The 21,907-nt window shown below is 67.9% G+C and carries 27 protein-coding genes; 10 read left to right on the top strand and 17 right to left on the bottom strand.

The features are described 5' to 3' along the window. Positions 1–6 precede the first annotated feature (6 nt). Positions 7–405 carry a 30S ribosomal protein S8 gene (rpsH, locus tag CGUA_RS02590; protein WP_290197409.1) on the bottom strand — a complete coding sequence of 133 codons (399 nt, stop codon included), beginning with the start codon at positions 403–405 and terminating at the stop codon, positions 7–9. 448 nt (positions 406–853) lie between these two features. On the opposite strand from rpsH, the gene CGUA_RS02585 reads away from it, so the two are divergent. The 4 genes from CGUA_RS02585 (at position 854) to CGUA_RS02570 (ending at position 5,017) form a co-directional block, all read left to right on the top strand. Further along, complete coding sequence (locus tag CGUA_RS02585) at positions 854–1,183, top strand: DUF6457 domain-containing protein (RefSeq protein WP_290197407.1); 330 nt, start codon at positions 854–856, stop codon at positions 1,181–1,183. A gap of 24 nt (positions 1,184–1,207) precedes the next feature. Continuing rightward, on the top strand, positions 1,208–2,047 hold the full coding sequence (gene fdhD, locus CGUA_RS02580) for a formate dehydrogenase accessory sulfurtransferase FdhD (RefSeq protein WP_290197405.1): 840 nt from the start codon (positions 1,208–1,210) through the stop codon (positions 2,045–2,047). A gap of 199 nt (positions 2,048–2,246) precedes the next feature. After that, positions 2,247–3,482 (top strand): amidohydrolase, encoded by a 1,236-nt coding sequence (locus tag CGUA_RS02575; protein WP_290197403.1) that lies wholly within the window; start codon positions 2,247–2,249, stop codon positions 3,480–3,482. Positions 3,483–3,520: 38 nt separating this feature from the next. After that, positions 3,521–5,017: an MFS transporter gene (locus CGUA_RS02570; RefSeq protein ID WP_290197401.1), complete on the top strand. Its 1,497-nt coding sequence runs from the start codon at positions 3,521–3,523 to the stop codon at positions 5,015–5,017. A gap of 107 nt (positions 5,018–5,124) precedes the next feature. Here the strand turns inward: CGUA_RS02570 and CGUA_RS02565 are convergent, their stop codons facing one another. From CGUA_RS02565 to CGUA_RS02545, 5 genes are all read right to left on the bottom strand, one after another. Then, positions 5,125–5,931 carry a formate/nitrite transporter family protein gene (locus CGUA_RS02565; RefSeq protein WP_290197399.1) on the bottom strand — a complete coding sequence of 269 codons (807 nt, stop codon included), beginning with the start codon at positions 5,929–5,931 and terminating at the stop codon, positions 5,125–5,127. A gap of 256 nt (positions 5,932–6,187) precedes the next feature. Continuing rightward, on the bottom strand, positions 6,188–6,742 hold the full coding sequence (gene rplE / locus CGUA_RS02560) for a 50S ribosomal protein L5 (RefSeq protein WP_290197398.1): 555 nt from the start codon (positions 6,740–6,742) through the stop codon (positions 6,188–6,190). Positions 6,743–6,744: 2 nt separating this feature from the next. Further along, positions 6,745–7,059 carry a 50S ribosomal protein L24 gene (gene rplX / locus CGUA_RS02555; RefSeq protein WP_290197395.1) on the bottom strand — a complete coding sequence of 105 codons (315 nt, stop codon included), beginning with the start codon at positions 7,057–7,059 and terminating at the stop codon, positions 6,745–6,747. 3 nt (positions 7,060–7,062) lie between these two features. After that, entirely contained in the window at positions 7,063–7,431 is a 369-nt protein-coding gene (gene rplN / locus CGUA_RS02550) for a 50S ribosomal protein L14 (RefSeq protein WP_290197392.1), read from the bottom strand. 408 nt (positions 7,432–7,839) lie between these two features. Then, positions 7,840–8,217 (bottom strand): carboxymuconolactone decarboxylase family protein, encoded by a 378-nt coding sequence (locus CGUA_RS02545; RefSeq protein WP_290197390.1) that lies wholly within the window; start codon positions 8,215–8,217, stop codon positions 7,840–7,842. A 29-nt stretch (positions 8,218–8,246) separates the two neighbouring features. Here CGUA_RS02545 and CGUA_RS02540 point away from each other — a divergent pair, with 29 nt between their 5' ends. Together CGUA_RS02540 and CGUA_RS02535 are read left to right on the top strand one after the other, a co-directional pair. After that, positions 8,247–8,735 carry a hypothetical protein gene (locus CGUA_RS02540; RefSeq protein ID WP_290197388.1) on the top strand — a complete coding sequence of 163 codons (489 nt, stop codon included), beginning with the start codon at positions 8,247–8,249 and terminating at the stop codon, positions 8,733–8,735. Between the two features lie 9 nt (positions 8,736–8,744). Next, positions 8,745–9,131 (top strand): hypothetical protein, encoded by a 387-nt coding sequence (locus tag CGUA_RS02535; protein WP_290197386.1) that lies wholly within the window; start codon positions 8,745–8,747, stop codon positions 9,129–9,131. Here CGUA_RS02535 and nirD read toward each other — a convergent pair. Both nirD and nirB read right to left on the bottom strand, forming a co-directional pair. Then, on the bottom strand, positions 9,128–9,460 hold the full coding sequence (nirD, locus tag CGUA_RS02530) for a nitrite reductase small subunit NirD (RefSeq protein ID WP_290197384.1): 333 nt from the start codon (positions 9,458–9,460) through the stop codon (positions 9,128–9,130). The genes CGUA_RS02535 and nirD overlap by 4 nt on opposite strands. An 11-nt stretch (positions 9,461–9,471) precedes the next feature. Further along, positions 9,472–12,006: a nitrite reductase large subunit NirB gene (nirB, locus tag CGUA_RS02525; protein WP_290197382.1), complete on the bottom strand. Its 2,535-nt coding sequence runs from the start codon at positions 12,004–12,006 to the stop codon at positions 9,472–9,474. 193 nt (positions 12,007–12,199) lie between these two features. Here nirB and CGUA_RS02520 point away from each other — a divergent pair, with 193 nt between their 5' ends. From CGUA_RS02520 to CGUA_RS02505, 4 genes are all read left to right on the top strand, one after another. After that, positions 12,200–13,897, top strand: coding sequence for a GTPase family protein (locus CGUA_RS02520; RefSeq protein ID WP_374725018.1), 1,698 nt, complete (start codon positions 12,200–12,202; stop codon positions 13,895–13,897). Further along, positions 13,897–15,495 (top strand): GTPase, encoded by a 1,599-nt coding sequence (locus tag CGUA_RS02515; RefSeq protein WP_290197378.1) that lies wholly within the window; start codon positions 13,897–13,899, stop codon positions 15,493–15,495. Before CGUA_RS02520 ends, CGUA_RS02515 begins: the two co-directional genes overlap by 1 nt. 56 nt (positions 15,496–15,551) lie before the next feature. Then, positions 15,552–16,358, top strand: coding sequence for a hypothetical protein (locus CGUA_RS02510; protein WP_290197376.1), 807 nt, complete (start codon positions 15,552–15,554; stop codon positions 16,356–16,358). Positions 16,359–16,605: 247 nt separating this feature from the next. Then, positions 16,606–17,448, top strand: a complete 843-nt coding sequence (locus CGUA_RS02505) for a hypothetical protein (RefSeq protein ID WP_290197374.1) — start codon at positions 16,606–16,608, stop codon at positions 17,446–17,448. A gap of 63 nt (positions 17,449–17,511) precedes the next feature. Here the strand turns inward: CGUA_RS02505 and CGUA_RS02500 are convergent, their stop codons facing one another. From CGUA_RS02500 to rplB, 9 genes are all read right to left on the bottom strand, one after another. Next, positions 17,512–18,147 carry a prepilin peptidase gene (locus CGUA_RS02500; RefSeq protein ID WP_290197372.1) on the bottom strand — a complete coding sequence of 212 codons (636 nt, stop codon included), beginning with the start codon at positions 18,145–18,147 and terminating at the stop codon, positions 17,512–17,514. Next, positions 18,144–18,557: a type II secretion system F family protein gene (locus CGUA_RS02495; RefSeq protein WP_290197370.1), complete on the bottom strand. Its 414-nt coding sequence runs from the start codon at positions 18,555–18,557 to the stop codon at positions 18,144–18,146. Before CGUA_RS02495 ends, CGUA_RS02500 begins: the two co-directional genes overlap by 4 nt. A gap of 168 nt (positions 18,558–18,725) precedes the next feature. Continuing rightward, complete coding sequence (gene rpsQ, locus CGUA_RS02490) at positions 18,726–19,013, bottom strand: 30S ribosomal protein S17 (protein ID WP_290197368.1); 288 nt, start codon at positions 19,011–19,013, stop codon at positions 18,726–18,728. Further along, complete coding sequence (gene rpmC / locus CGUA_RS02485) at positions 19,013–19,243, bottom strand: 50S ribosomal protein L29 (RefSeq protein ID WP_290197366.1); 231 nt, start codon at positions 19,241–19,243, stop codon at positions 19,013–19,015. The genes rpsQ and rpmC overlap by 1 nt, the downstream gene beginning before the upstream one ends. Next, complete coding sequence (gene rplP, locus CGUA_RS02480) at positions 19,243–19,659, bottom strand: 50S ribosomal protein L16 (RefSeq protein WP_290197364.1); 417 nt, start codon at positions 19,657–19,659, stop codon at positions 19,243–19,245. Before rplP ends, rpmC begins: the two co-directional genes overlap by 1 nt. Positions 19,660–19,665: 6 nt before the next feature. After that, positions 19,666–20,409: a 30S ribosomal protein S3 gene (rpsC, locus tag CGUA_RS02475; protein WP_290197362.1), complete on the bottom strand. Its 744-nt coding sequence runs from the start codon at positions 20,407–20,409 to the stop codon at positions 19,666–19,668. Beyond that, on the bottom strand, positions 20,409–20,771 hold the full coding sequence (rplV, locus tag CGUA_RS02470; protein WP_290197360.1) for a 50S ribosomal protein L22: 363 nt from the start codon (positions 20,769–20,771) through the stop codon (positions 20,409–20,411). The genes rpsC and rplV overlap by 1 nt, the downstream gene beginning before the upstream one ends. 3 nt (positions 20,772–20,774) lie before the next feature. Beyond that, positions 20,775–21,050 (bottom strand): 30S ribosomal protein S19, encoded by a 276-nt coding sequence (gene rpsS / locus CGUA_RS02465; protein ID WP_290197358.1) that lies wholly within the window; start codon positions 21,048–21,050, stop codon positions 20,775–20,777. A gap of 16 nt (positions 21,051–21,066) precedes the next feature. Beyond that, complete coding sequence (gene rplB, locus CGUA_RS02460; RefSeq protein WP_290197356.1) at positions 21,067–21,903, bottom strand: 50S ribosomal protein L2; 837 nt, start codon at positions 21,901–21,903, stop codon at positions 21,067–21,069. Between the last annotated feature and the right edge of the window lie 4 nt (positions 21,904–21,907).

Raw genomic sequence — 21,907 nt, 5'->3', positions numbered from 1 at the left:
CCCCCTTTACCAGACGTAGGCGAGGACTTCTCCGCCTACACCCTTCTCGCGGGCCTGACGATCAGTCAGGAGACCCTGGGACGTGGAAATGATCGCGATACCCAGACCGCCGAGAACCTCAGGGAGCTCGGTGGACTTGGTGTAGACGCGCAGACCCGGCTTGGAGATGCGCTTCAGACCGGCGATCGAGGTCTGACGCTGCGGGCCGTACTTGAGCTCGAGGGTGAGCGTCTTGCCGACGCGGGCATCCTCGACGGAATAGTTGGCGATGTAGCCCTCCTGCTTGAGAATCTCAGCGATGTGAGACTTCAGCTTGGAGGAGGGCATCGTCACGACATCGTGGTGCGCGTGGTTCGCATTGCGAATACGCGACAGCATGTCGGCGATAGGATCAGTCATGGTCATGGTGAGTGACCGTAGCCTTTCTCGTTGCGGTTCCCGTCCCACCTCGACGTTTTCCGGGTGACTGACGCGGGGCTACTCAACGCTTTCGCCGGGTGTAATAACCCGGCGCGCTCGCCGCCTCTGACAACACCCGGTCCGTCTGGCGTGTGAGCGCGTCACGCGCGCTCGCACACCGCCTGGCGGGGGGCCTACAACAAAGTTGGGGATATGAATTTGGGTGGACCTCGAACGGATCAAAGTCCAGCCGACGACACTACCGCCTTCGCCCTATAATTCAAAATCCCCTCCGGCGCCACGTTCGGGTCCGCTCCCCCGGTGGAATAGCACCCCCACGTGCACGGTTATGACTGGTAGGCCACAGTTCGCCCACGGTGCACTGGACTACGCTGAAGGGAAGGAATTGGACAGGCGGTACGCCATTCCCCCGACACGACAGAAAGGCCCATGGATGAGCGAGAGCATCGCACCACAGCAGCCCGCGAAGGGTTCCCCGGAGGAGATCGCCTCCGCCCGAGCCTGGCTCGCCGCAGTCGTCGACGAGTTCGACCTGAACCAGGAGACGATCCGCGCGCTGGTCAAGGACCTGTTGGACCTGACCAAGCACGTGGCCCACGGACCGTCCCGCCCGGCCGCCCCGCTGACTGCGTTCCTCGTCGGAGTGAGCGTCGGCAAGCAGCTTGAGGGGACCGAGTCCACCGAGCAGGAGGTCGCGGCCGCCAGGGCGCGGATCGAGGCTGTGGAGCACCTGCTGGAGCGCTATTCACGCAGGGACAACTAGGATTTTTCAGGGAGCAGGATTTTCATGGGGCGCATCGGACAGAGCTACCGGGTGACGAAGGTGACCTTCGACGGAGGGCCGGACGGCCGCTGGACGACGGACACCCGCGGTGACACCGTGACCGTCGAGGAGCCGCTGGAGCTGCGCGTCAACGGCACCACCATCACCACCACCATGCGCACCCCCGGCAACGACGTCGAGCTGGTGCACGGCTTCCTCCACGGGGAGGGACACATCACCTCGGCCAGCCAGGTCGCCGAGGCCCGGTACTGCGCCGGCGCCACCGGCCCCAACGGGGAAAACACCTACAACCTCATCGAGACCGACCTCGCGGTGGGCGTGACGCCGCCCGGACTGGAGGCGATCCGGCTGACGACGACCAGTTCCGCCTGCGGCGTCTGCGGCTCCACCTCCATCGACGAAGTCATGGGCAGGACGCACCACCCCATCGAACCGGTCACGCTGGACCCCCGGATGATCGTCGGCCTGCCGGAGAAACTGCGTGCCGAGCAAAAACAGTTCCGCCGCACCGGCGGCATCCACGCCGCCGGGGCGTTCACACTCTCCGGCGAGCCGGTCGTCATCCGGGAGGACGTCGGCCGGCACAACGCCGCCGACAAGGTCATCGGCCATCTGCTCATGAACGACCTGCTGCCGGCGAAGGACCTGATCCTGGTGATGAGTTCCCGGGCCTCCTACGAACTGGTGCAGAAGGCGATCATGGCGGGCTTCCCGGCCCTGGTCGCCGTCTCCGCGCCGTCCTCGCTGGCGGTGGATCTGGCGCGCGAGGCCGGACTCTCCCTGGTGGGCTTCACCCGGGACGACCGCTTCAACCTCTATTCAGGGCAGCTGGCCGAGGCGTGACGCGGCGGCAGCCGTGCCGCACATGCAACAGCCAAGCCTGCTGGCCAAGCGGTTGCAGGTCGTTTCCACGGTGAGAACGAATACGTGGCCGGACCTTGCGTGTGACCAATGAGTGGGGAAAACTTGAGGTCAGTCCGAGACGCGGACGTGCCCCGGGGTGATTCCTGGTGCACTCGCACTAGTTCAGGAGCCGGTCACCATGTCTCTTTCCTCCAGCGCAGCTACAGTTCTTGCTGATCTCGACGCCACCCGTGAGGCCCGCGAAGCCCTCTACATCCACTTCCACCAGCACCCCGAGCTCTCCCTCCAGGAGTACGAGACCTCGGCGCGCATCCGGGAGGAACTGGAAAAGCGGGGCATCGACGTGCAGACGGTCGGCAAGACCGGCCTGGTCGCCACCATCGCCAACGGCGAGGGTCCGATCGTCGCCATGCGCGCCGACATCGACGGACTGCCGATGAAGGAGGTCTCCGGCAAGGAGTACGCCTCCACCGCCACCCAGGTCAACGAGGCCACCGGCGTCGACACCCCGGTGGCCCACTCCTGCGGCCACGACGTCCACATCATGGGCCTGCTCGGCGCATTGGAGGCTTTCCACACCCACCGCGACGCCTGGTCGGGCACCTTCATCGGCGTGTTCCAGCCGGCCGAGGAGACCGCCGCAGGCGCCCAGGACATGGTGGACAACGGCATCGCCGACGTCATGCCGAAACCTGACGTCTATCTCGGACAACACGTCATGGCCACCCTTCCCGGAGGGCACCTGGGCACCCGGCCCGGCGGCATCCTCACCGCGGCGAAGTCCATCAAGGTCACCGTCCACGGCACCGGCAGCCACGGTTCCATGCCGAACCTCGGCGTGGACCCGATCGTCCTCGGCTCGGCCATCGTCATGCGCCTGCAGACGATCGTCTCCCGCGAGATTTCCTCGATGGATCCGGCCGTCGTGACCGTCGGAGCCTTCCACGCGGGGTCCAAGTCCAACATTATCGGCGACAGCGCGGAGCTGCTGCTCAACACCCGCGCCTACGACACGGACGTCGAGAAGCAGCTCCACGAGGCGATCGAACGCATCGTCCGCGCCGAGTGCCAGGCCTCCCGCTCCCCGAAGGAGCCGGAGTTCGAGTACTACGACGTCTTCCCGCTGACCGACAACGACGAGACCGCCACCGGTATCGTGCGAGCCGCCTTCGACGAGAACTTCGCCGGTGAAGTCATCGACTCCCCGCCTCTTCCCGCCTCCGAAGACTTCTCGATCATCCCGAACCACCTGGACGTGCCCTACGTCTTCTGGACTCTCGGCGGTTTCAACGACCTGTCCGAGGCCATCGGCAACCACAACCCGGCGTTCGCTCCGGACATGCAGCCCACCCTCGACCGCGGCGTCGAAGCAATCGTCGTCGCCGCCGGCGCGTGGCTGTTCCCCAAGAACTAAATCCACCCTCGATCACAAAGAATCGCAGGTCCGCCGCTATGGCTACCAAATCATCCGTCGCTCCCGGCAACGAACGAGCGACCAACTATGTAGGTGATAACAAAGCTCTCCTCGGCATCGTCCTCGGTGTCGTAACCTTCTGGCTCTTTGCCCAGACCACCCTCAACATCGGCCCGGTGATGGGCGCCGACCTCGGCGTCGACATCTCCGTCACCACCATCGCAATCTCCCTGTCGGCGCTCTTTTCCGGCATGTTCATCGTCGTCGCCGGCGGCCTGGCCGACAAGATCGGCCGCGTGCGCATCGCCACGATCGGCAACGTCCTCGGCATCGTCGGCTCGCTGCTGATCGCCCTCGCCTTCGGTGGCGCCGGCACCGCCACCGCGATGCTGCTCGTCGGCCGCGCCCTCCAGGGCCTGTCCGCCGCCTTCATCATGCCGTCCACGATGGCCCTGCTGAAGACCTACTGGCACGGCGCCGACCGTCAGCGCGCCGTCTCCATGTGGTCGATCGGCTCCTGGGGCGGCTCCGGCCTGGCAGCCATCTTCGGCGGGCTCATGGCCGGAACCGCCCTGGGCTGGCGCTCCATCTTCATCATCTCCGCCGTGGTCTCCCTGCTGTCCATCCTGCTGATGCGCGGCATCCCGGAGTCCGCCCCGTCCGCGGGCAGGGCCAGCCGCACCGACTGGGGCGGCATCATCTCCCTGGCCGTCACCGTGCTCTCCCTGCTGGTATTCATCACCCAGGGTTCCAACATCGGCTGGACCAACCCGATCACCTGGGCAATCCTCGCCGTCTTCTTCATCGCCCTGGCGGCCTTCATCGTCGTCGAGCGCCGGGTCGACGATCCGCTGGTCGACTTCTCCCTGTTCGCCATCCCGCAGTTCACCGGCGCCACCATCTCCAACCTGCTGCTCAACGCGACCGCGGGTCTCATCCCGGTCTCCCTCTGGGTCCTGCAGGGCGCCGGCGGCATGTCCGCCCAGACCTCGGGCTACCTCACCCTCGGTTACGCCGTGTTCATCATCGCGTTCATCCGCGTCGGTGAGAAGCTGCTGCAGCGCTTCGGCGCCAAGAAGCCGATGATCTGGGGCACCCTCATCGTCATCGTTGCCGTCCTGCTGCTCATGGGCACCAACACCCTCGTCGAGACCTACGTCGTCCTGGCCATCATCGCCTACTCCCTCTTCGGCCTGGGCCTGGCCTTCTACGCCACCCCGTCCACCGACATGGCGCTGTCCGCCCTGCCGGAGGAGAAGGCCGGCTCCGGTTCCGGCATCTACAAGATGGCCTCCTCCATCGGCTCCGCCTTCGGCGTGGCCATCCCGGCCGCCATCTTCAACGCCATGAGCGTCTCCGGCTCCCAGGTCGTCGGCGAGGTCATGCGCTGGAGCGGTCGCCAGGACAACCTCGCGGTGCGTGAGGCCGGCATGTTCGGTCTGGCCGCGGTCCTGATCATGGCTCTGATCGCCCTCGCCTCCATCATCTTCCTCATCCCGAACGACAGCAAGAAGAAGGTGGACACCTCGGCGTAGCTCCTCCCCCGGCCGCTTGTCGACGCCCCGCCGTCGGCCGCAGGCCCCGATACAAGCGGTGCCCTCCCGGTTGAACCGGGAGGGCACCGCCTATTTCCACGGCAGAACTAGTCGCGGTAGACCTCGTCCTTGGACTGGTTGAGCCAGGCGTAGACGCCGCCCATGATGAGGCCGCCGCCGATGGCGTTGCCGAGCCAGACGACGGCCCAGTTGGCCAGGACCATGCCGAGGCTCCAGCCCTCCGGGTACACGCCGCCGTTGAACAGCCCGGAGAAACCGGCGATGGTCATCAGGGAGAAGTTGGCGATGATGTGCTCGAGACCGAGGCTGACGAAGATGCCGATGATGGGCAGGATGACGAAGAACTTCGACACGAGGTCCTTGGCGAAGAGGGCGCCGATGATCGCCATGTTGACGATGAAGTTCGCGGCGATTCCCTCAAACAACCAGTTGTACCAGGGCTTTTCCAGCTTACCGGTGGTCAACGTCGCCACCAGGTGGCTGGTGTCGAAATCGCTGAACTTGGCGGACATGCCCAGGATCGCGGCGATCAGGATCGCGCCGACCAGGTTCCACACCGTGGAGACGATCATCAGCTGGAGGGCCTTGCCCCAGCTGATCTGGCCCGTCGTCGCGCCGTAGGAGGCGAACATCATGGTGCCGGTGGCCAGCTCCGTGTTGAGGATGACGATGGCGAACAGGCCCAGGCCGAAGAGCACGCCGAAGGTCAACGCCCCCAGACCATTTCCGGGGGAGACCTTCTCCATGACGTTGCCGGCGATGGCCGCGAAGGCGGTGCCCAACGTGAGGTAGACGCCGGCCAGAATCGAACGCACGACATAGCGTCCGTGGTCGTGGTCCATGAGCAGGACCTTCTTGTTGACCGCCCCGTGGGCGAGTTCATTCAGGGACATGGGATCCGTCACTTTCACAGGAGGCTTGCTTGTTGACGCGTCCATTAAACACCTAGGTATTATCAGATGGCCAACCAGCGGGGACCGGTCACCTTCGTTCACACCTCGAACGGGGGCAACCTTTGGGTGAGATCCTACTTCCTAAGAAACTGCCATGCAGCACCACTCCGGCTTAAGCAATACACAGAAACGACGGAAAACACGACACCGCCCGCTGCCGGAGTCGGCAGGGGCGGCGTAACGCGAGAAGCAGAGACTACTTCTTGAACGGGAAGCCCAGCTCACGCAGCAGCGCGCGGCCTTCGTCGTTGTTGGTCGCGGTGGTGACGACGGTGATGTCCATACCACGCGGACGGTCGATCTTGTCGACGTCGATCTCGTAGAACATGGTCTGCTCGGTGAGGCCGAAGGTGTAGTTGCCGTGGCCGTCGAACTGCTGGTCGGACAGACCGCGGAAGTCACGGATACGCGGGAGGGCGACGGTCAGCAGACGGTCGAGGAACTCCCACATACGGTCGCCGCGGAGGGTGACCTTGGCGCCGATCGGCATGCCCTCGCGGAGCTTGAAGTTCGCGATGGACTTGGTTGCACGACGCAGCTGCGGCTTCTGACCGGTGATGAGGGTCAGGTCCTCGAGGGCGCCGTTGATGACCTTGGAGTCACGGGCAGCCTCGCCGACGCCCATGTTGACGACGATCTTCTCGACGCCCGGGATCTGCATGACGTTGTCGTAGCCGAACTCTTCGTTCAGGGCCTTCTTGATTTCCTCGCGGTAGCGAGTCTTCAGGCGCGGGGTGTAGTTCTCAGCCATGGTTAGATGTCCTTCCCGTTGCGCTTGGAGACACGAACCTTCTTGCCGTTTTCGTCGAAACGGTAGCCAATGCGGGTCGGGTTTCCGTCGGAATCCAGGACCATCACATTGGAAACCTGGATCGGAGCCTCCTGGGTGACGATGCCACCGGTGGATGCGCCGCGCTCGTCAGCCGAGTTGGCGACGTGCTTCTTGATGCGGTTGACGCCCTCAACGAGGACCTTGCCGGCCTTCGGGTAGGCCTCGATGACCTTGCCCTGTGCGCCCTTGTCCGGACCAGAAATAACCTGGACCATATCGCCCTTGTGGATCTTCATGGACTAGATCACCTCCGGTGCGAGAGAAACGATCTTCATGAACTTCTTGTCGCGAAGCTCACGAGCGACCGGGCCGAAAATACGGGTGCCGCGCGGCTCCCCGTCCGGCTTGATGAGAACGGCGGCGTTCTCGTCGAAGCTGATGTAGGAGCCGTCCGGACGACGGTTCTCCTTCTTGGTGCGGACGATGACCGCCTTGACGATCTCACCCTCCTTGACGTTGCCGCCCGGAGCGGCTTCCTTGACGGAGGCGACGATGGTGTCACCGATGCCAGCGAAGCGTCGAACAGAGCCACCGAGAACGCGGATGCACAGGATCTCTCGTGCACCGGTGTTGTCGGCGACCTTCAGACGCGATTCCTGCTGAATCACTCTTGGTCTCCTTGACCTGGAATTGATGTGCGCCAGATTTCCGGCCTGAACGCACGTGGTCAGTTGCTTGTTTCGCCTGGGCTTCTCGACGAACTACGACGTAGTCGAAGGGTCTCGGACTCCGGATTCGGAAACGCACCCGAAGGATCCGACCGAGCACAAGCGACGGGAATATTCAACCACAGCCGGCAGGTCAGGAACAAATTTCCGCGCCCCCGTCGCCGGCGGCGGTGCACACCACCCGCCCAGGGAGAATCCTGGAAAGGAGTCGCCTGAAAGGGCGCGCCCTTTCAGGAAAACAGAACGCCGATCCGGGGTGAATTCAGTGGACTCCTTTATGGCAATGGCCGGGGTGCGGCAATCCCGCGAGGATCCCGCGAGCCCGTCCCGGCTCAGGAGTCCCGGAGCCTAGTCCAGGTCACCGAGCGCGGCCTCCATGCAGCGCATCGCGGCCAGGGTCTTCGGCACGCCGATGTAGGGCATGAGGTGGACGAAGCATTCGGCGATCTCCTCCTTGGACATGCCGGCGTGCTTGTAGGCGGTGGCGATGTGTCCGGTCAACTGCGGTTCCACGCCACCCATCGCGGCCAGTGCCGACATCGTGAGCATCTGGCGGTCGCGCAGCTCAAGCCCCTCGCGCTCGTAGGTGCCGCCGAAGACCGCGCCGGTCACCCACTCGGAGGGGTTGCCGGCGGCGAACTTGTCCAGCTGGTTCTTCCAGGTGGCGGTGCCCTCCGGGGTGGAGGTGGCCTTCTCGAATTCCTGTCCCTTGTCAATGTTGTACATGCCGCCCACCTTATCCAGAGGGTGGAGCCATGTCAGCGGCAGCAGACCTGGGCCGATTGAGTGGCGTCAGTGCCACCGAGTGGGTGCGGTGCACCCGTTCCGGCGAGGTGTCCGTCGTCGACGGGGTGGAGGCGGTGCCCCCCACGCTGGCCGTCCGGCGCGACGCGGACGCGGCGCTGCTGGCGCTGGTCGCCCTCGCAGTCGGGGTGGGGGCGGTCATGGCGCTGGCGAACCTGTGGCCGGTCCTGACGCCGCTACTGCTACTGGTGTGGGCGGTCGCCGCCGCAGTGCAGGTCTATTCGGGCCTGCTGCTGCCCCGGGGCTGGGTGCTGCTGCCGGGCGCACTGCTTCAGTTGGTGGGCGCGTTGGCGGGGCTGCAGATCGCCTCCGGCGCCAGCGACCTCCTGGCGCGCATCGATCCCTTCTCCTTCTTCAACCTCCTTGGCCCGGGCCTGCTGCTGTCAGTGATCAGCTTCGGGGTCATCACGCTCCGCCGGTTCCGGGGCGGGGCACGTTAGGATCCAACAATGAGAACCTTCCTGGTCGGCCTCATCCTGCAGCTGGTGCCGTTTGTGCTCTGGGTCCTGTGGGGCGTCCTGCCGCCGGTCGTTCCGGAAAGCTTCAATCCCTGGATAGTCATCGGCGGGATCGGGACGGTGGGGGCGGTCCTTTCACTGATCGGCGTGGCCGGAGTACGAACAAGTGCGCGCATCCTGGGCGTCATCTTCTCCGTGATCGGGATCCTCGGCTGGGGCTCCTGGCTGCTGACGGGCGTCCAGTACGGCGTCGATGAGCCGGTCATCAATGTCACCGGCCTGCTCGTGGTCATCAGCACGATCGGGCTACTGGTCGTCGCCGGCGGGATGGGATACAGAAGACCTGGCGCCATCCCGCCGCCGGCGTCGAGAAGCTAGCTCGACACGATGACCTCGCCGTCGACGACGCGGGTGTCGTAGACGGTGATCGACTTCTCGTCCCCCTGCAGGGATTGGCCGTCGTCGAGGTAGAACTTCTGCTTGAGCAGCGGTGACGCGATGGTGGGGCGGCCGTCGACCTCGCCGACGATGCCGCGGGAAATGACGCTGGCGCCGGTGTACGGGTCGATGTTGTCCACGGCGTGGAGGGTCTCCCCGTCCACGGCGGGGACGCGGAAGAGCGCGACCTGGCGGCCGCCGGGCAGCAGTGCCGCCACCCCGAGGTTGAGGGTGAGCTGGTCGAGGCGGCAGACGGTGGTCTCAGACATTTTGTGACTCCCTATTTCGCGGCGTTGACGGTCGGCATCATCAGCGGCACCCGTCGCCCGCCCTGCGGGTGCTTCTCGAACTGCACCGTGGGGTCCGGGGTGTCCGGGGCGTTGATGAAGGAGACGAAGCGGGAGACCTTCTCCGGGTCCTCGAGGGTGGCCTTCCACTCGTCGCTGTAGTGGGTGACGTGCCGGGCCATGAACTCCTCGAGGTCCCGGCCGATGCCGAGAGAGTCCTCGACGACGACGTCGCGGATGTGGTCGAGGCCGCCGTCGACGGACTCCTGCCAGGCGGCGGTGCGCTGGAGGCGGTCGGCGGTGCGGATGTAGAAGCCCAGGTAGCGGTCGATGTAGCGGATGAGGGTCTCGTCGTCGAGGTCGCCGACCAGCAGTTCGGCGTGGCGCGGGGTGGCGCCGCCGTTGCCGCCGACGTAGAGGTTCCAGCCGTTCTCGGTGGCGATGACGCCGACGTCCTTGCCGCGGGCCTCCGCGCATTCGCGGGCGCAGCCGGACACGCCCATCTTGAACTTGTGCGGGGAGCGCAGGCCGCGGTAGCGCGTTTCCAGGCGCACGGCCATGGCGACGGAGTCCTGCTGGCCGTAGCGGCACCAGTCGGTGCCGACGCAGGACTTCACCGCGCGCAGGGACTTGCCGTAGGCCTGGCCGGACTCCATGCCGACGTCGATGAGGCGGCGCCAGATGTCGGGCAGGTCCTCGACGCGGGCGCCGAAGAGGGCGAGGCGCTGGGCGCCGGTGACCTTGGTGTAGAGGTCGTAGTCCTCGGCGATCCGGCCGATCTCGATGAGCTGCTCGCCGGTGACGTTGCCGGCGGGCATGCGCGGGATGACGGAGTAGGTGCCGTTCTTCTGCATGTTGCCGAGCATGCGGTCGTTGGTGTCCTGGAGCCCGGCGCGCTCGCCCTCGAGGACGTGGTCCTCGGTGTGCAGGGAGGCGAAGATGGAGGCCAGCGTCGGCTTGCACACCTCGCAACCTCCGCCGCGGCCGAATCGCCCGATGAAGGCCGGGAAGTCGTTGATGCCCGTGGCCTGGGCGATCTCGAAGAGTTCGGCGCGGGACTGGGAGAAGTGGGCGCAGACGGCCGTGGACTGCTCGATTCCCTCGCCCTCGAGGATGGACTTGAGCAGCGGGATGCAGGAACCGCAGGAGGTGCCGGCCCGGGTGGCGCCCATCAGGGTCTCGACGGAGTGGCAGCCCTGGCCGATGGCGGCACGGACGTCGCCCTTGGAGACGTTGTTGCAGGAGCAGATCTGCGCCTGGTCCGGCAGGGCGTCCACGCCGATGGCCGAGGCGCCGGCGCCGGACTCCGGGGCGATGAGGCTGACCGGGTCGCCGGGTAGTTCGGAGCCGACCATGGGCCGCAGCATCGAGTAGTTGCCGGCCTCGCCGACGAGGATGCCGCCGAGCAGGCGCTTGCCTTCGGCGTCGAGGATGAGCTTCTTGTAGACGCCGGAGATCGGGTCCTGGATGTGCAGTTCTTTGCGGCCCTCCTCCTGGGAGAATGCGTCGCCGAAGGAGGCGACGTCGACCCCCATCAGCTTGAGCTTGGTGGACAGATCCGGGTCCTCGAAGTCCGGTCCCGGTTCGCCGGCGAGGCGCCGGGCGACGATCTCGGCCATCGTGTTGCCCGGCGCGACCAGTCCGTAGGTGGCGCCGTCGACGGCGGCGCACTCGCCGATGGCGGAGATGCCGTCGATGGAGGTGCGGCACTGGCGATCCACGGCGAAGCCGCCGCGGGGGCCGAGTTCCAGGCCGGTGTCTGGGCCGAGGGAGTCGCGGGGGCGGATACCGGCGGAGAAGATGACCAGGTCGGTCTCGATCTCACCCTGCTCGCCGAGGTCGAGGACCACGCCGCCGACGCGGTCGTCGGACTCTCGGATCTCCCGGGAGGCCGCCCCGACGTGGACCTCGACGCCGAGTTCGCGGATGGCCGCGGAGAGGACTTCGCCGCCGGCGTCGTCGACCTGCAGCGGCATCAGGCGCGGGGCCATCTCGACGACGTGGGTCTTGGCGCCCATGTGCTGGACGGCGTTGGCGGCTTCTAGGCCCAGCAGGCCGCCGCCGATGACGGTGGCGGTGACGTCGCCGTGGCGGGCGACGACGCCCTCAATCGCCGAGCGGATGCCGTCCATGTCGTCGAGGGTGCGGTAGACGTGCACCTGCGGGAGCTTGTTGCCGGGCAGGCGCGGGATGAAGGGGCGCGAGCCGGTCGCCATGACCAGTTCGTCGTAGGAGAAGACCCGGCCGTCCTCGAGGACGACCTCCCTCGTCTCCGGTTTGACGGAGACGGCACGGCCGGGCACGACCGTGACGTTGGCGGGCAGGCGGTCGAGGTGGAGATCCGCGCGGTTCCAGGTGCCGACGTAGCTGGAGAGCTGGACGCGGTCGTAGGCGTAGTCCCCGGTTTCCCGGTTGATGACGGTGATCGGCGTGTCCGGGCGCAGCTGGGAGTATTCCTGTGCGAAGCGGTGGCCGACCATGCCGAAGCCGATGACGAGGGTGCCGGCGTGAATCGCCTGGTCAGTCATGGTGAGATTCCTTCTCTCGGGGGATCGCGATGAACAGCGTCAGGCGCTACCGCGTTCACGGACCGGCGCCCGAATAACCTCTGGTATTACCATACTAAATGAGTGGCCGGGCCGCCACCGCACAACCAATTGTGAACTCACGCACAGACACCTCAACGCCAACCGTCGTCAGGCCCATGGCCCTTCTGCCACAATGGGGAGGGTGACCGTCGCGATTCCCGATCCCCTCGACACCCTGCGCACCACCGTCGCAGACCTGTCGTTCCCGACCGACGCCGTCGCCGCCAGGGAACGCGTCGCCGTCGTGCGCCAGCTCGACGACTACATCCTCCCCCGGCTCGCCAACCTCGATGCGCCCCTGCTGGCGGTGACCGGCGGCTCCACCGGCTCGGGTAAGTCCACGCTGGTCAACGCGCTGATCGGCGAGGCGATCACCACGCCCGGCGTCATCCGCCCGACCACCCGCCAGCCGGTCCTCGTCGCCCACCCGGACGACCTGCCCTGGTTCGCCTCCACCCGCATCCTGCCGGAGTTGTCCCGGGAGCGGGGCCCGGCCGGGGATCCGACGTCGACAAGCTCCCTGCGCCTGGCGACCTCGGAAAACCTCACCCCGGGCCTGGCGCTTCTCGACGCCCCCGACTTCGATTCCGTCGCCGAGGCCAACCGCGAACTCTCCAGCCAGCTGCTCGCCGCCGCCGACCTGTGGATGTTCGTGACCACGCCCTCGCGCTACGCGGACCAGGTGGTGTGGAATTTCCTCGGGGACGCCGCCGCCCGCGACCTGGCCGTGGTCGTCGTCCTCAACCGCGTCGACGACGACGCCGCCGCGACCGTCCCCGAGGACCTGCGCCGCATGATGGCGGAGCAGGGGCTTGCCGACGCCGAACTCTTCCTCGTCCCCGACGCCGGACACATCGACGGGGAACTTCCCCCGGCGATGGTCGCCGGGCTGCGCGATCATCTGCAGCACCTGGCCCGGGACACGGCCGCCCGCCGCCAGGTGGCTGGGCGCACCCTGGTCGGGGCGCTGACCACGCTGACGTCGCGCATCGACGCCCTGGCGTTGGCCCGCGCCCGGGACGAGGAGCTGGCCGGCCAGATCCAGGCCGCCGTGGACGAGCACTACGCCGCCGCCCACGAGGCCGTCATCGACGCCACCAGCGACGGCAACCTCCTGCGCACGGAAGTCCTGCAGCGCTGGCAGGACGTCGTCGGCACCTCGGACGTCATGCGCAGCATCGAGAGTTGGTTCTCCCGGACGCTCGACCGGATCGGCAACGCCCTGCGCGGCCGGCCGGAACCGGCCGAGGAGGTCAAGGAGGAGATCGAATCCGGCCTCCACGCCGTCATCGTCGACGCCGCCGACACGGCCGCCGCCCGCTCCTGGCAGTCCCTCGGCTCCCTGGCCCCCACCCTGCGCGGGGCCGCTGATCCCTCACTGGCCCGCGCCGGCGCCCACGCCTCCGAGGAGGCCGCCGCGCTCATCCGCGCCTGGCAGGCGAACCTGGTGAGCACCATCCAGGAGACCGCCGGCGACAAACGCCAGCGCGCCCGCCTCATGTCCCTGGGCCTCAACGTCCTGACGGTGGCGCTCATGCTCGTCGTCTTCGCCTCCACCGCGGGGCTGACCGGCGGCGAACTGGCCATCGCCGGCGGCTCGGCGGTCATCGCCCAGCGCCTGCTCGAGACGGTCTTCGGCGAGGACAACGTCCGTCGCATGGCCGCCCGCGCCCGCGAAGACCTGTCCGTCCGCCTCGACGCCTTCCTCGCCGGGGAGGCGGAGCGCTACGAGCAGATCACCGGCGGGCTCCTCGCCGGCGCCGGTTCCGTCGAGCTGCGCGACGCCACCACCGCCGCCCTCGAGCATGCCAACCGGAAGGCGGGCCAGTGATGCGACTGCGCAAAGCCACCCTCCCCGAACGCCTCGAGGCCCTGGCCGCCGCCGCCGATCTGGCCGAGGGGATCCTGCCCGGGCACCGGCTCGCCGAGCTGCGCCGCGTAGCCGCCTCCGCCACCGAGCGCCGCGAGCTCTCCGACACCCACACCGTCGTCGGCTTCTTCGGCGCCACCGGCTCCGGCAAGACCTCCCTGTTCAACGCCGTCGTCGGCGAGGACCTGGGTCTGGCCGCCGCCCGGCGTCCGACGACCTCCTCTCCCCTGGCCGCGGTCTGGCACCCGGACGGTTCCGCCGCCCTGCTGGACTGGCTCGGCGTCGAGGATCGCCGCCCCCGCGAGGGCGACTTCTCCCCCAAGGCCGGCCCGCTCATCCTGCTCGACCTGCCCGACTTCGACTCCGTCGAGGCCGCCAACCGCGTCATCGCGGAAAAGCTCGCCGGCCAGGTCGACGTCCTGGTGTGGGTCACCGACCCGGAGAAGTACGCTGACGCCGTCATCCACGACGAGTTCATCCGCCCGCACGCGCGCCATGCCGCGGTCACGCTGGCCGTACTCAACAAGTCCGACCGGCTCGCCCCGGAGGAGGTCGTAGACGTCACCCATCACCTCGGCCAGCTGCTCCACGACGACGGGCTGAGCGGGGTCAAGGTCGTGGCGACCTCAGCTGCCACCGGCGCCGGGATCGAGGCGCTGCGGGGCGCGATCTCGAAGGTCGCCGCCGGCCGACAGGCCGCGCAGGCCCGCATCGAGGCCGACATCGAGGCGGTCACCGCGGATCTCCTCGACGCGCCGGCCACGCGGGACGCCCCGAGGGACGCGAAGAAGCAGCTCGACGAGGCGCTGGCCCGGGCCGCCGGCGCCGAGGGCGTCGCCGAGGTCACCGCCGCCGCCTATCGACGCCGCCTGGGCCGGCGCACCGGGTGGCTGCTGACCTCCTGGATCGGCCGGCTCCGCGCCGATCCCCTGCGCCGCCTCGGCCTGACCGAGGCCGCCGACGAGACCGGGGTGCACCACTCCTCCCGCCCGGCGATCAGCGCCTCGGCCACCGCCGTGGCCAACAAGGCCGTGCGCACCTACGCCGAACGCCTCGGCTCCGACCTGCCGCCCGCGTGGGGCGAGGTGCTCAGCGAGCGGGCCGAGGCCGTCGCCGTCGAGGTCCCGGAGCTGCTCGACCGCGCCGTCGCCCGCACGACCCTGCCCGCCGAGCCCTCCCGGGCCTGGTCCGTGGTCACCGTGATCCAGTGGCTGGCGCTGCTCGGGGCGCTGGTCGGCGTGGGCTGGTACCTGGTCGCCGCCTTCCTGCCGGGCGCGCTCGCCCCCCTGCTCGGCGACGACATCATCCCCGAGACCCACGGCTGGCCGATCCCGACGCTGCTCATCCTCGGCGGGCTCCTGCTGGGCCTCGTCCTGGGCATGGTCACCGGGGTCTTCGGCGGCCTCATCGGGGCCAGCGTGAAGCGGCGCACCCGCCGCGGGGTCCGCCGACACGTCGCCGAGGAGTCCGCCCGGCACGTCGAGCGGCCGCTGCTCGAGGTCCGCGAGCGCCACGCACAGTTCCGCGAGGCGGCCTCGCTGGCCTACGGGCGTCGATAAGCGGGTCTTATACTGGGAGGACAGTCCTGTGATTCATCGGCCCGGGGAGTGCACTCGTGGACACACGCACGGCGCGAGAGCGCAGGGGGCGGCGCAGCGGGTCGCCCCCTGCGTCCTCCGTGTTCGGGCGCGCGGGGCGGCTGCTCTGGACGAGCCTCCCGCTGCGGGCGCTCATCGGCGTCGTCCTCACCGCCCTGATTCTGCTCGGCATGCAGCCCGCCCCCGCCCCGCCGGAGAATCTCCGCCCCGAGCGGAGCGCCGTCGACGCGGCCGCGCAGGTCGCCGCCAGTCCGGCGGTGGAGATGTGGATTCCCTCGATCGAGCTGGTCGCCGCCTTCGAGGAGGGCCCCTGCCGGGTGCGGGACGGGGCGATCGATCCGGCCTCGCTGAGCCGGGCCTGCACCTACACCGCCGCGGACCGCCCCTATTCCCTGCCCGCCTCCGACGCGGCGGATCTCGTCGTCGTCGCCGGGCACACCGGGGCCGGCCTCAGCGCCGTCTTCGACGAGCTCTACGACGGCGCCAACGACCGGCACACCGTCAGCCTGGGCGAGCGGCTCTACCTGCGCACCGAGGCCTCCGGGGCGCGGTGGCTGGTCTACGAGGCCACCGACCTGCACGATCCCGCCAAGGAGGGGCTCGCCCAGGACCCCGAGGTGTGGGGCGACTCCGCGACCCCGGGGCGGCTGCTGACCATCAGCTGCATCCAGCCCGCCAACCCCCTGGCCGTCGCGGCGCGCAACGCCGTCGTCGGCTGGCAGTACCTGGGCGTGGTCGAGGAATCCCCCGCCGGGGCTGAGGCTGGCGCGGACGGCGAACCCGCTTACCCGCCCCCGTATCCGGGTTTCGAGCCCGGCGCTTAAGCCCTCCCCCGATCAGGGGTGAGGGCCCGGCGGCGCCCGGTCGGGCCCTGGTTGCACCCGCCGGCGCGGGGTACTGGACAAACGTGGGCAGCCGGCGCGCCGGGGAGGAGGAAGCGTTGCGGGCAAGCGGCGCAGGCGCCCTGTTTTCCCAGGTGGAGTGTTACTCAAGTGATTAGAGTGTTGAATATTGCCTCCGTGACACCCACGAGATGCCACGCCCCGAACATTTCGAGTCGAGGAGAACATCATGACGCGTTACCGCCTGACCCTCACCGCCCTGACCGTCTCCGGCGCCCTGGCCCTCGGCACCGCCCCGGCCGCCCTCGCCGCACCAACCAACCTCAACGTCCAGCAGTCCGGCGCGGATCAGGGGCGCAGCAGCGGCGCCGAGGGTTCCTCCGGCACCACGGCCGACGTCTACATCACCCTCGACGACACCACCTACTACCGGCACCAGTCCGGCGGCTGGGTCTCCGAGCAGGCCGACGCCGAGGCCGAGCTCACCCCCGAGCTCGAGGAGGAGATCGCCTCGAACGCGGCGATCATCGAGGAGGACCGGGCCAACGGCGGCGAGGGGCTCGGGGGTGACTCGCTCCGGAGTGACCGGCTGCGCAGCTCCGAGGGAGCCGACGGCAGCTCGGGTTCCTCGAACATCTCCGACGTGGCCGGCATCCTGCTGCCCGCGGCCCTGGTCATCGGCGGCACCGCCTGGTACCTCAACCAGGACGGCCAGACCTACGTCACCGAGCAGTCCCGCGCCGGCGCCGTCCCCTCCGAGGAGGAGAAGGCCGCCTCCGAGCAGATGCTGAACAACAACGCCGCCGAGGTCACCGAGCAGGCCATCGCGGCGCAGTCCGCCGGAGCCGGGGCCGGGGCGGACGCCGGGGTTGTACCGGCAGGCGCTGAGGTCCAGGCAGACACGGAGTCCATTCCCGGGAGCACCCCGGAGAACTCGCCGAACGTCGCCGTCGCCCAGCGCGGCATGGCCGCCGAGACCGGCAGCAACACCCTCCCGCGCGCCCTGGCGGCCCTGGCCCTGATGTCCGTCCTCGGCGCCGCGGTGCTCGCACTGCGTCGCCGCCGGGCGTAGGACCACCCCGAGGAGCCATGGCGCCCAGGGCTCCTCGGGTTTTCCGGGGCCCCCGCGGGTGGCTCAGCTGCCGAGGAGAATGACCGCGGCCACGGCCCCGGCGACCATCCAGGGGCCGAAGGGGATGTCCGTGCCGCGTCCGCCGCGCCTGCTCACCAGCACCCCGACGGCGACGACGGCGTTGAAGGCGAAGGCGAGCAGCGTCCCCGCCGCCACCTGCTGCCAGCCGAACCAGCCGAGGAAGACGCCGATCACCGCGGCGAATTTCACGTCGCCCAGGCCCAGTCCCGCAGGCGCTATCCAGGCGAGCAGGAAGTACCCGCCGAACAGGGCCGCTCCGGCCAGCAGGGCCCGGCCCCACTGCTCCCACCCGGTTTCTCCCCCGGCGGCCGCGACCAGCAGTCCACCCAAGAGCGCCAGCAGGGTCGCCCCGACGATGCGGTCCGGCAGCCGGTGCACCGCCAGGTCGATGACGACCAGCAGCGCACCACCCACCGCGGCCGCGGTGAAGGCGATCAGCTCGCCCCAGCCCTCGGCCAGTACGGCGGCGCCGGCGCCCGCCAGGGCCGCGAGCAGCACGTGGGGCCGCGACCGCACCCACCCCGCCGGCTGCGGAATGTACGTGCGGAGCTGGCCGGAGAGCAGTTCGGCGGCGACTGCGGCCAGCCCCGCCGCGAGGACAGTGACGAGGACGCTCACAGCTCGGAAAACACCTCCACCATGCTCATCACGGCCGGCCCCATGATGACGATGAACAGCACCGGCAGGATGCACAGCATGACCGGCGCCAGCACCTTGACGGGCAGCTGCTGTGCCTTGGCCTCGGCCCGCTGCCGGCGCTTGAGCCGCATCTCGTTGGCCTGCGTGCGCAGCACCTGCGCGACGGAGATGCCGTACTGGTCCGCCTGAATGACCGCCCGGACGAAGCGCCGCAGGTCCACCACCGTCGTGCGTTGCGCCAGGCCCTCGAAGGCTTGTCGACGCGAGCGGCCGATCTGGATGTCCTGCAGGGTGCGGGCGAGCTCCTGCGCCAGCGCGCCCTTCCCGTTGTGGGCCGCGCGCGCCATCGCGGCGTCGAAGCCGAGGCCGGCCTCCACCGCGATGGTCATCTGGTCCAGCGTATCCGCCAGGGAGTGCTCCACCTCCTCGCTGCGTTTGGTTCCGGTGCTGTTGAGCAGCAGCTCGGGCAGGAAGTATCGGAAACTGGAGCGACCCCACCGGAATTAATCCGGTGGGGTCGCTTCTTCAGGTGAAGTCCTGAGGCGGCAAGCTAGTGCTTACTTGGCCTTCTCCACGATCTCGACGAGCTCGTGGTGCTTGTCCTTGGACAGCGGACGGGTCTCCTGGATGCGGACGCGGTCGCCGATGCCGGCGATGCCTTCCTCATCGTGTGCCTTGACCTTGGTGGTCTGGCGCATGATCTTGCCGTACAGCGTGTGACGCTTGCGGTCCTCGATCTCAACGACGATGGTCTTGTCCATCTTGTCGGACACGACGATGCCGGTGCGCACCTTACGTGCGCCACGCTCGTCAGCGTTGGTCTCAGTCACGTTAGCCTCGCTCATTACTGATCAGCTCCCGGAACTGCGGACAGACCCAGCTCGCGCTCACGCAGAACGGTGAGCAGACGGGCGATGTCGCGCTTGACGGTGCCGATGCGGCGGTTGTTGGTCAGCTGACCAGTGGCCAGCTGGAAGCGGAGGTTGAACAGCTCTTCCTTGGCGTCAGCCAGGCGGGCGTTCAGGTCCTCGTTGGAGAGTTCACGGAACTCGGATGCGGGGGTACCGGCAGCCATTAGTACTGGTCCTCCTTCTTGATGATGCGGACCTTGCACGGCAGCTTCTGAGCTGCGCGACGCAGAGCCTCAACGGCGGTTGCCTCATCCGGGTAGGACATCTCGAAGAGGATGCGGCCCGGCTTGACGTTAGCGACCCACTTCTCGACCGGGCCCTTACCGGAACCCATACGCACGCCGAGCGGCTTCTGGGTCAGCGGACGATCCGGGAAGATGTTGATCCAGACCTTGCCACCACGCTTGACGTGGCGGTTGATGGCGATACGGGACGCCTCGATCTGACGGTTGGTGATGTACGCCGGCTCGAGAGCCTGGATGGCGAAGTCACCGTACTGAATGGTGTTGCCGCCCTTGGACATGCCCGAACGGGTCGGACGGTGCTGGCGACGGTACTTGACGCGCTTAGGGATAAGCATGAGTTCTTAGCCCTCCTTCTTCTCGGCGCGCGGGCGACGCTGGCCGCCACGACGCGGACGACGGTCGCGGTCACCACGACCACGACGATCGGACGGAGCGTTCAGCTCGGACTCGCGGACGCCGCCGACGACGTCGCCCTTGTAGATCCAGACCTTGACGCCGATGCGACCGAAGGTGGTGGCAGCCTCAGCGGTGCCGTAGTCGATCTCGGCGCGCAGGGTGTGCAGGGGAACGCGACCCTCGTGGTAGCGCTCGACGCGGCCCATGTCGGCACCGCCCAGACGACCGGAGGTGACGATCTTGATGCCCTTGACCTGCGGCTGACGCATGGCGGACTGGATGGCCTTACGCATGGCGCGACGGAACGCGACACGGTTGACCAGCTGCTCGGCGACGGACTGCGCGACCAGGGTCGCGTTGGCGTCGATGTTCTTGACCTCGAGGATGTTGAGGGCGACCATCTTGCCGGTGAGCTTCTCGAGCTCGCGGCGGATGCGGTCGGCCTCAGCACCGCGACGACCGATCACGATGCCCGGGCGGGCGGTGTGGATGTCGACGCGGACGCGGTCACGGGTGCGCTCGATGACGACGTCGGCGATGCCGGCGCGGTCGAGGCCCTTGGAGAGGAAGTCGCGGATCTTGATGTCCTCGGCGACGTACTCTGCGTAGTTCTTCTCGGCGAACCAGTGGGACTTCCAGTCGGAAGTGATGCCCAGACGGAGGCCGTGAGGATGAATCTTCTGGCCCATTACTTGGCCCCTTCCTGCTGGCTCTCGACGACCACGGTGATGTGGCTCGTACGCTTGCGGATCTGGAATGCACGACCCTGAGCGCGCGGCTGGAAGCGACGCATGGTCGGGCCCTCGTTGGCGTAAGCCTCGGAGATGACCAGGGTGCGCGGATCCAGGCCGAAGTTGTTCTCCGCGTTGGCGGCTGCGGACGCGACGATCTTGGCGACCTGCTCGGACGCGCCCTGCGGGGCGTACTTCAGGATGGCCAGGGCCTCGGCGACGGACTTGCCGCGGACGAGGTCGATGACGCGGCGGGCCTTCATCGGGGAGATGCGGACGAAACGGGCCGTCGCGCGGGCGGAAGTGATTGCTTCACTCATCGCTTATCGACGTCCCTTCTGGTCCTTGATGTGACCCTTGAAGGTCTTGGTGGGTGCGAACTCACCGAGCTTATGGCCGACCATGGACTCGTCGATGAACACCGGGACATGCTTGCGACCGTCGTGGACGGCGAAGGTGTGGCCGATGAAATCGGGGAGAATGGTGGAACGGCGAGACCAGGTCTTGATTACCTGCTTGGTGCCGGCCTCGTTCTGAGCATCAACCTTGTTGAGGAGGTGCTCATCGACGAACGGGCCCTTCTTCAGGCTACGTGGCATAGCGGGTTACCTCCTCTTAGCGCTTCTTGTTCGGGCGACGACGTCGCACGATCATCTTGTTCGAGTAGCGGTTCGGGTTGCGGGTGCGGCCTTCCTTCTGGCCCCACGGCGACACCGGGTGGCGACCACCCGAGGTCTTGCCCTCGCCACCACCGTGCGGGTGGTCGACCGGGTTCATGACGACACCGCGGACGGTCGGACGCCAGCCCTTCCAGCGCATACGGCCGGCCTTGCCCCAGCGGATGTTGATCTGGTCGGCGTTGCCGACCTCGCCAACGGTGGCGCGGCAGTTGATGTCGACGCGACGGATCTCGGAGGACGGCATACGCAGGACAGCGTAACCGTGCTCCTTGCCCAGCAGCTGGATGGAGGCGCCGGCGGAACGAGCCAGCTTGGCGCCTGCACCCGGCTTGAGCTCCACGTTGTGAATCGTGGTACCGGTCGGGATGTTGCGCAGCGGCAGGTTGTTGCCGACCTTGATGTCGGCGCCGGCGCCGGACTCGAGGATCTGGCCCTGCTTCAGGCCCTTCGGCGCCACGATGTAGCGCTTCTCGCCGTCGAAGTAGTGCAGCAGCGCAATGTTGGCGGTGCGGTTCGGGTCGTACTCGATGTGAGCGACCTTGGCCAGGATGCCGTCCTTGTCGTTGCGACGGAAGTCGATGACGCGGTAACGGCGCTTGTGTCCACCACCGCGGTGACGGGTGGTGATGTGACCGTGGGTGTTGCGACCACCGGTCTTCGGGAGCGGGCGCAGCAGGCTCTTCTCCGGAGTGGAGCGAGTGATCTCGCTGAACTCGGAGACAGAGCTGGCGCGGCGACCCGGAGTTGTCGGCTTGTACTTACGAATAGCCATAGTT

It is taken from the genome of Corynebacterium guangdongense, from assembly GCF_030408915.1.
Lineage (GTDB): Bacteria > Actinomycetota > Actinomycetes > Mycobacteriales > Mycobacteriaceae > Corynebacterium > Corynebacterium guangdongense.
The sequence above is the reverse complement of the archived record's forward strand: the minus strand, read 5'-3'. Positions and strand labels throughout refer to the sequence as shown.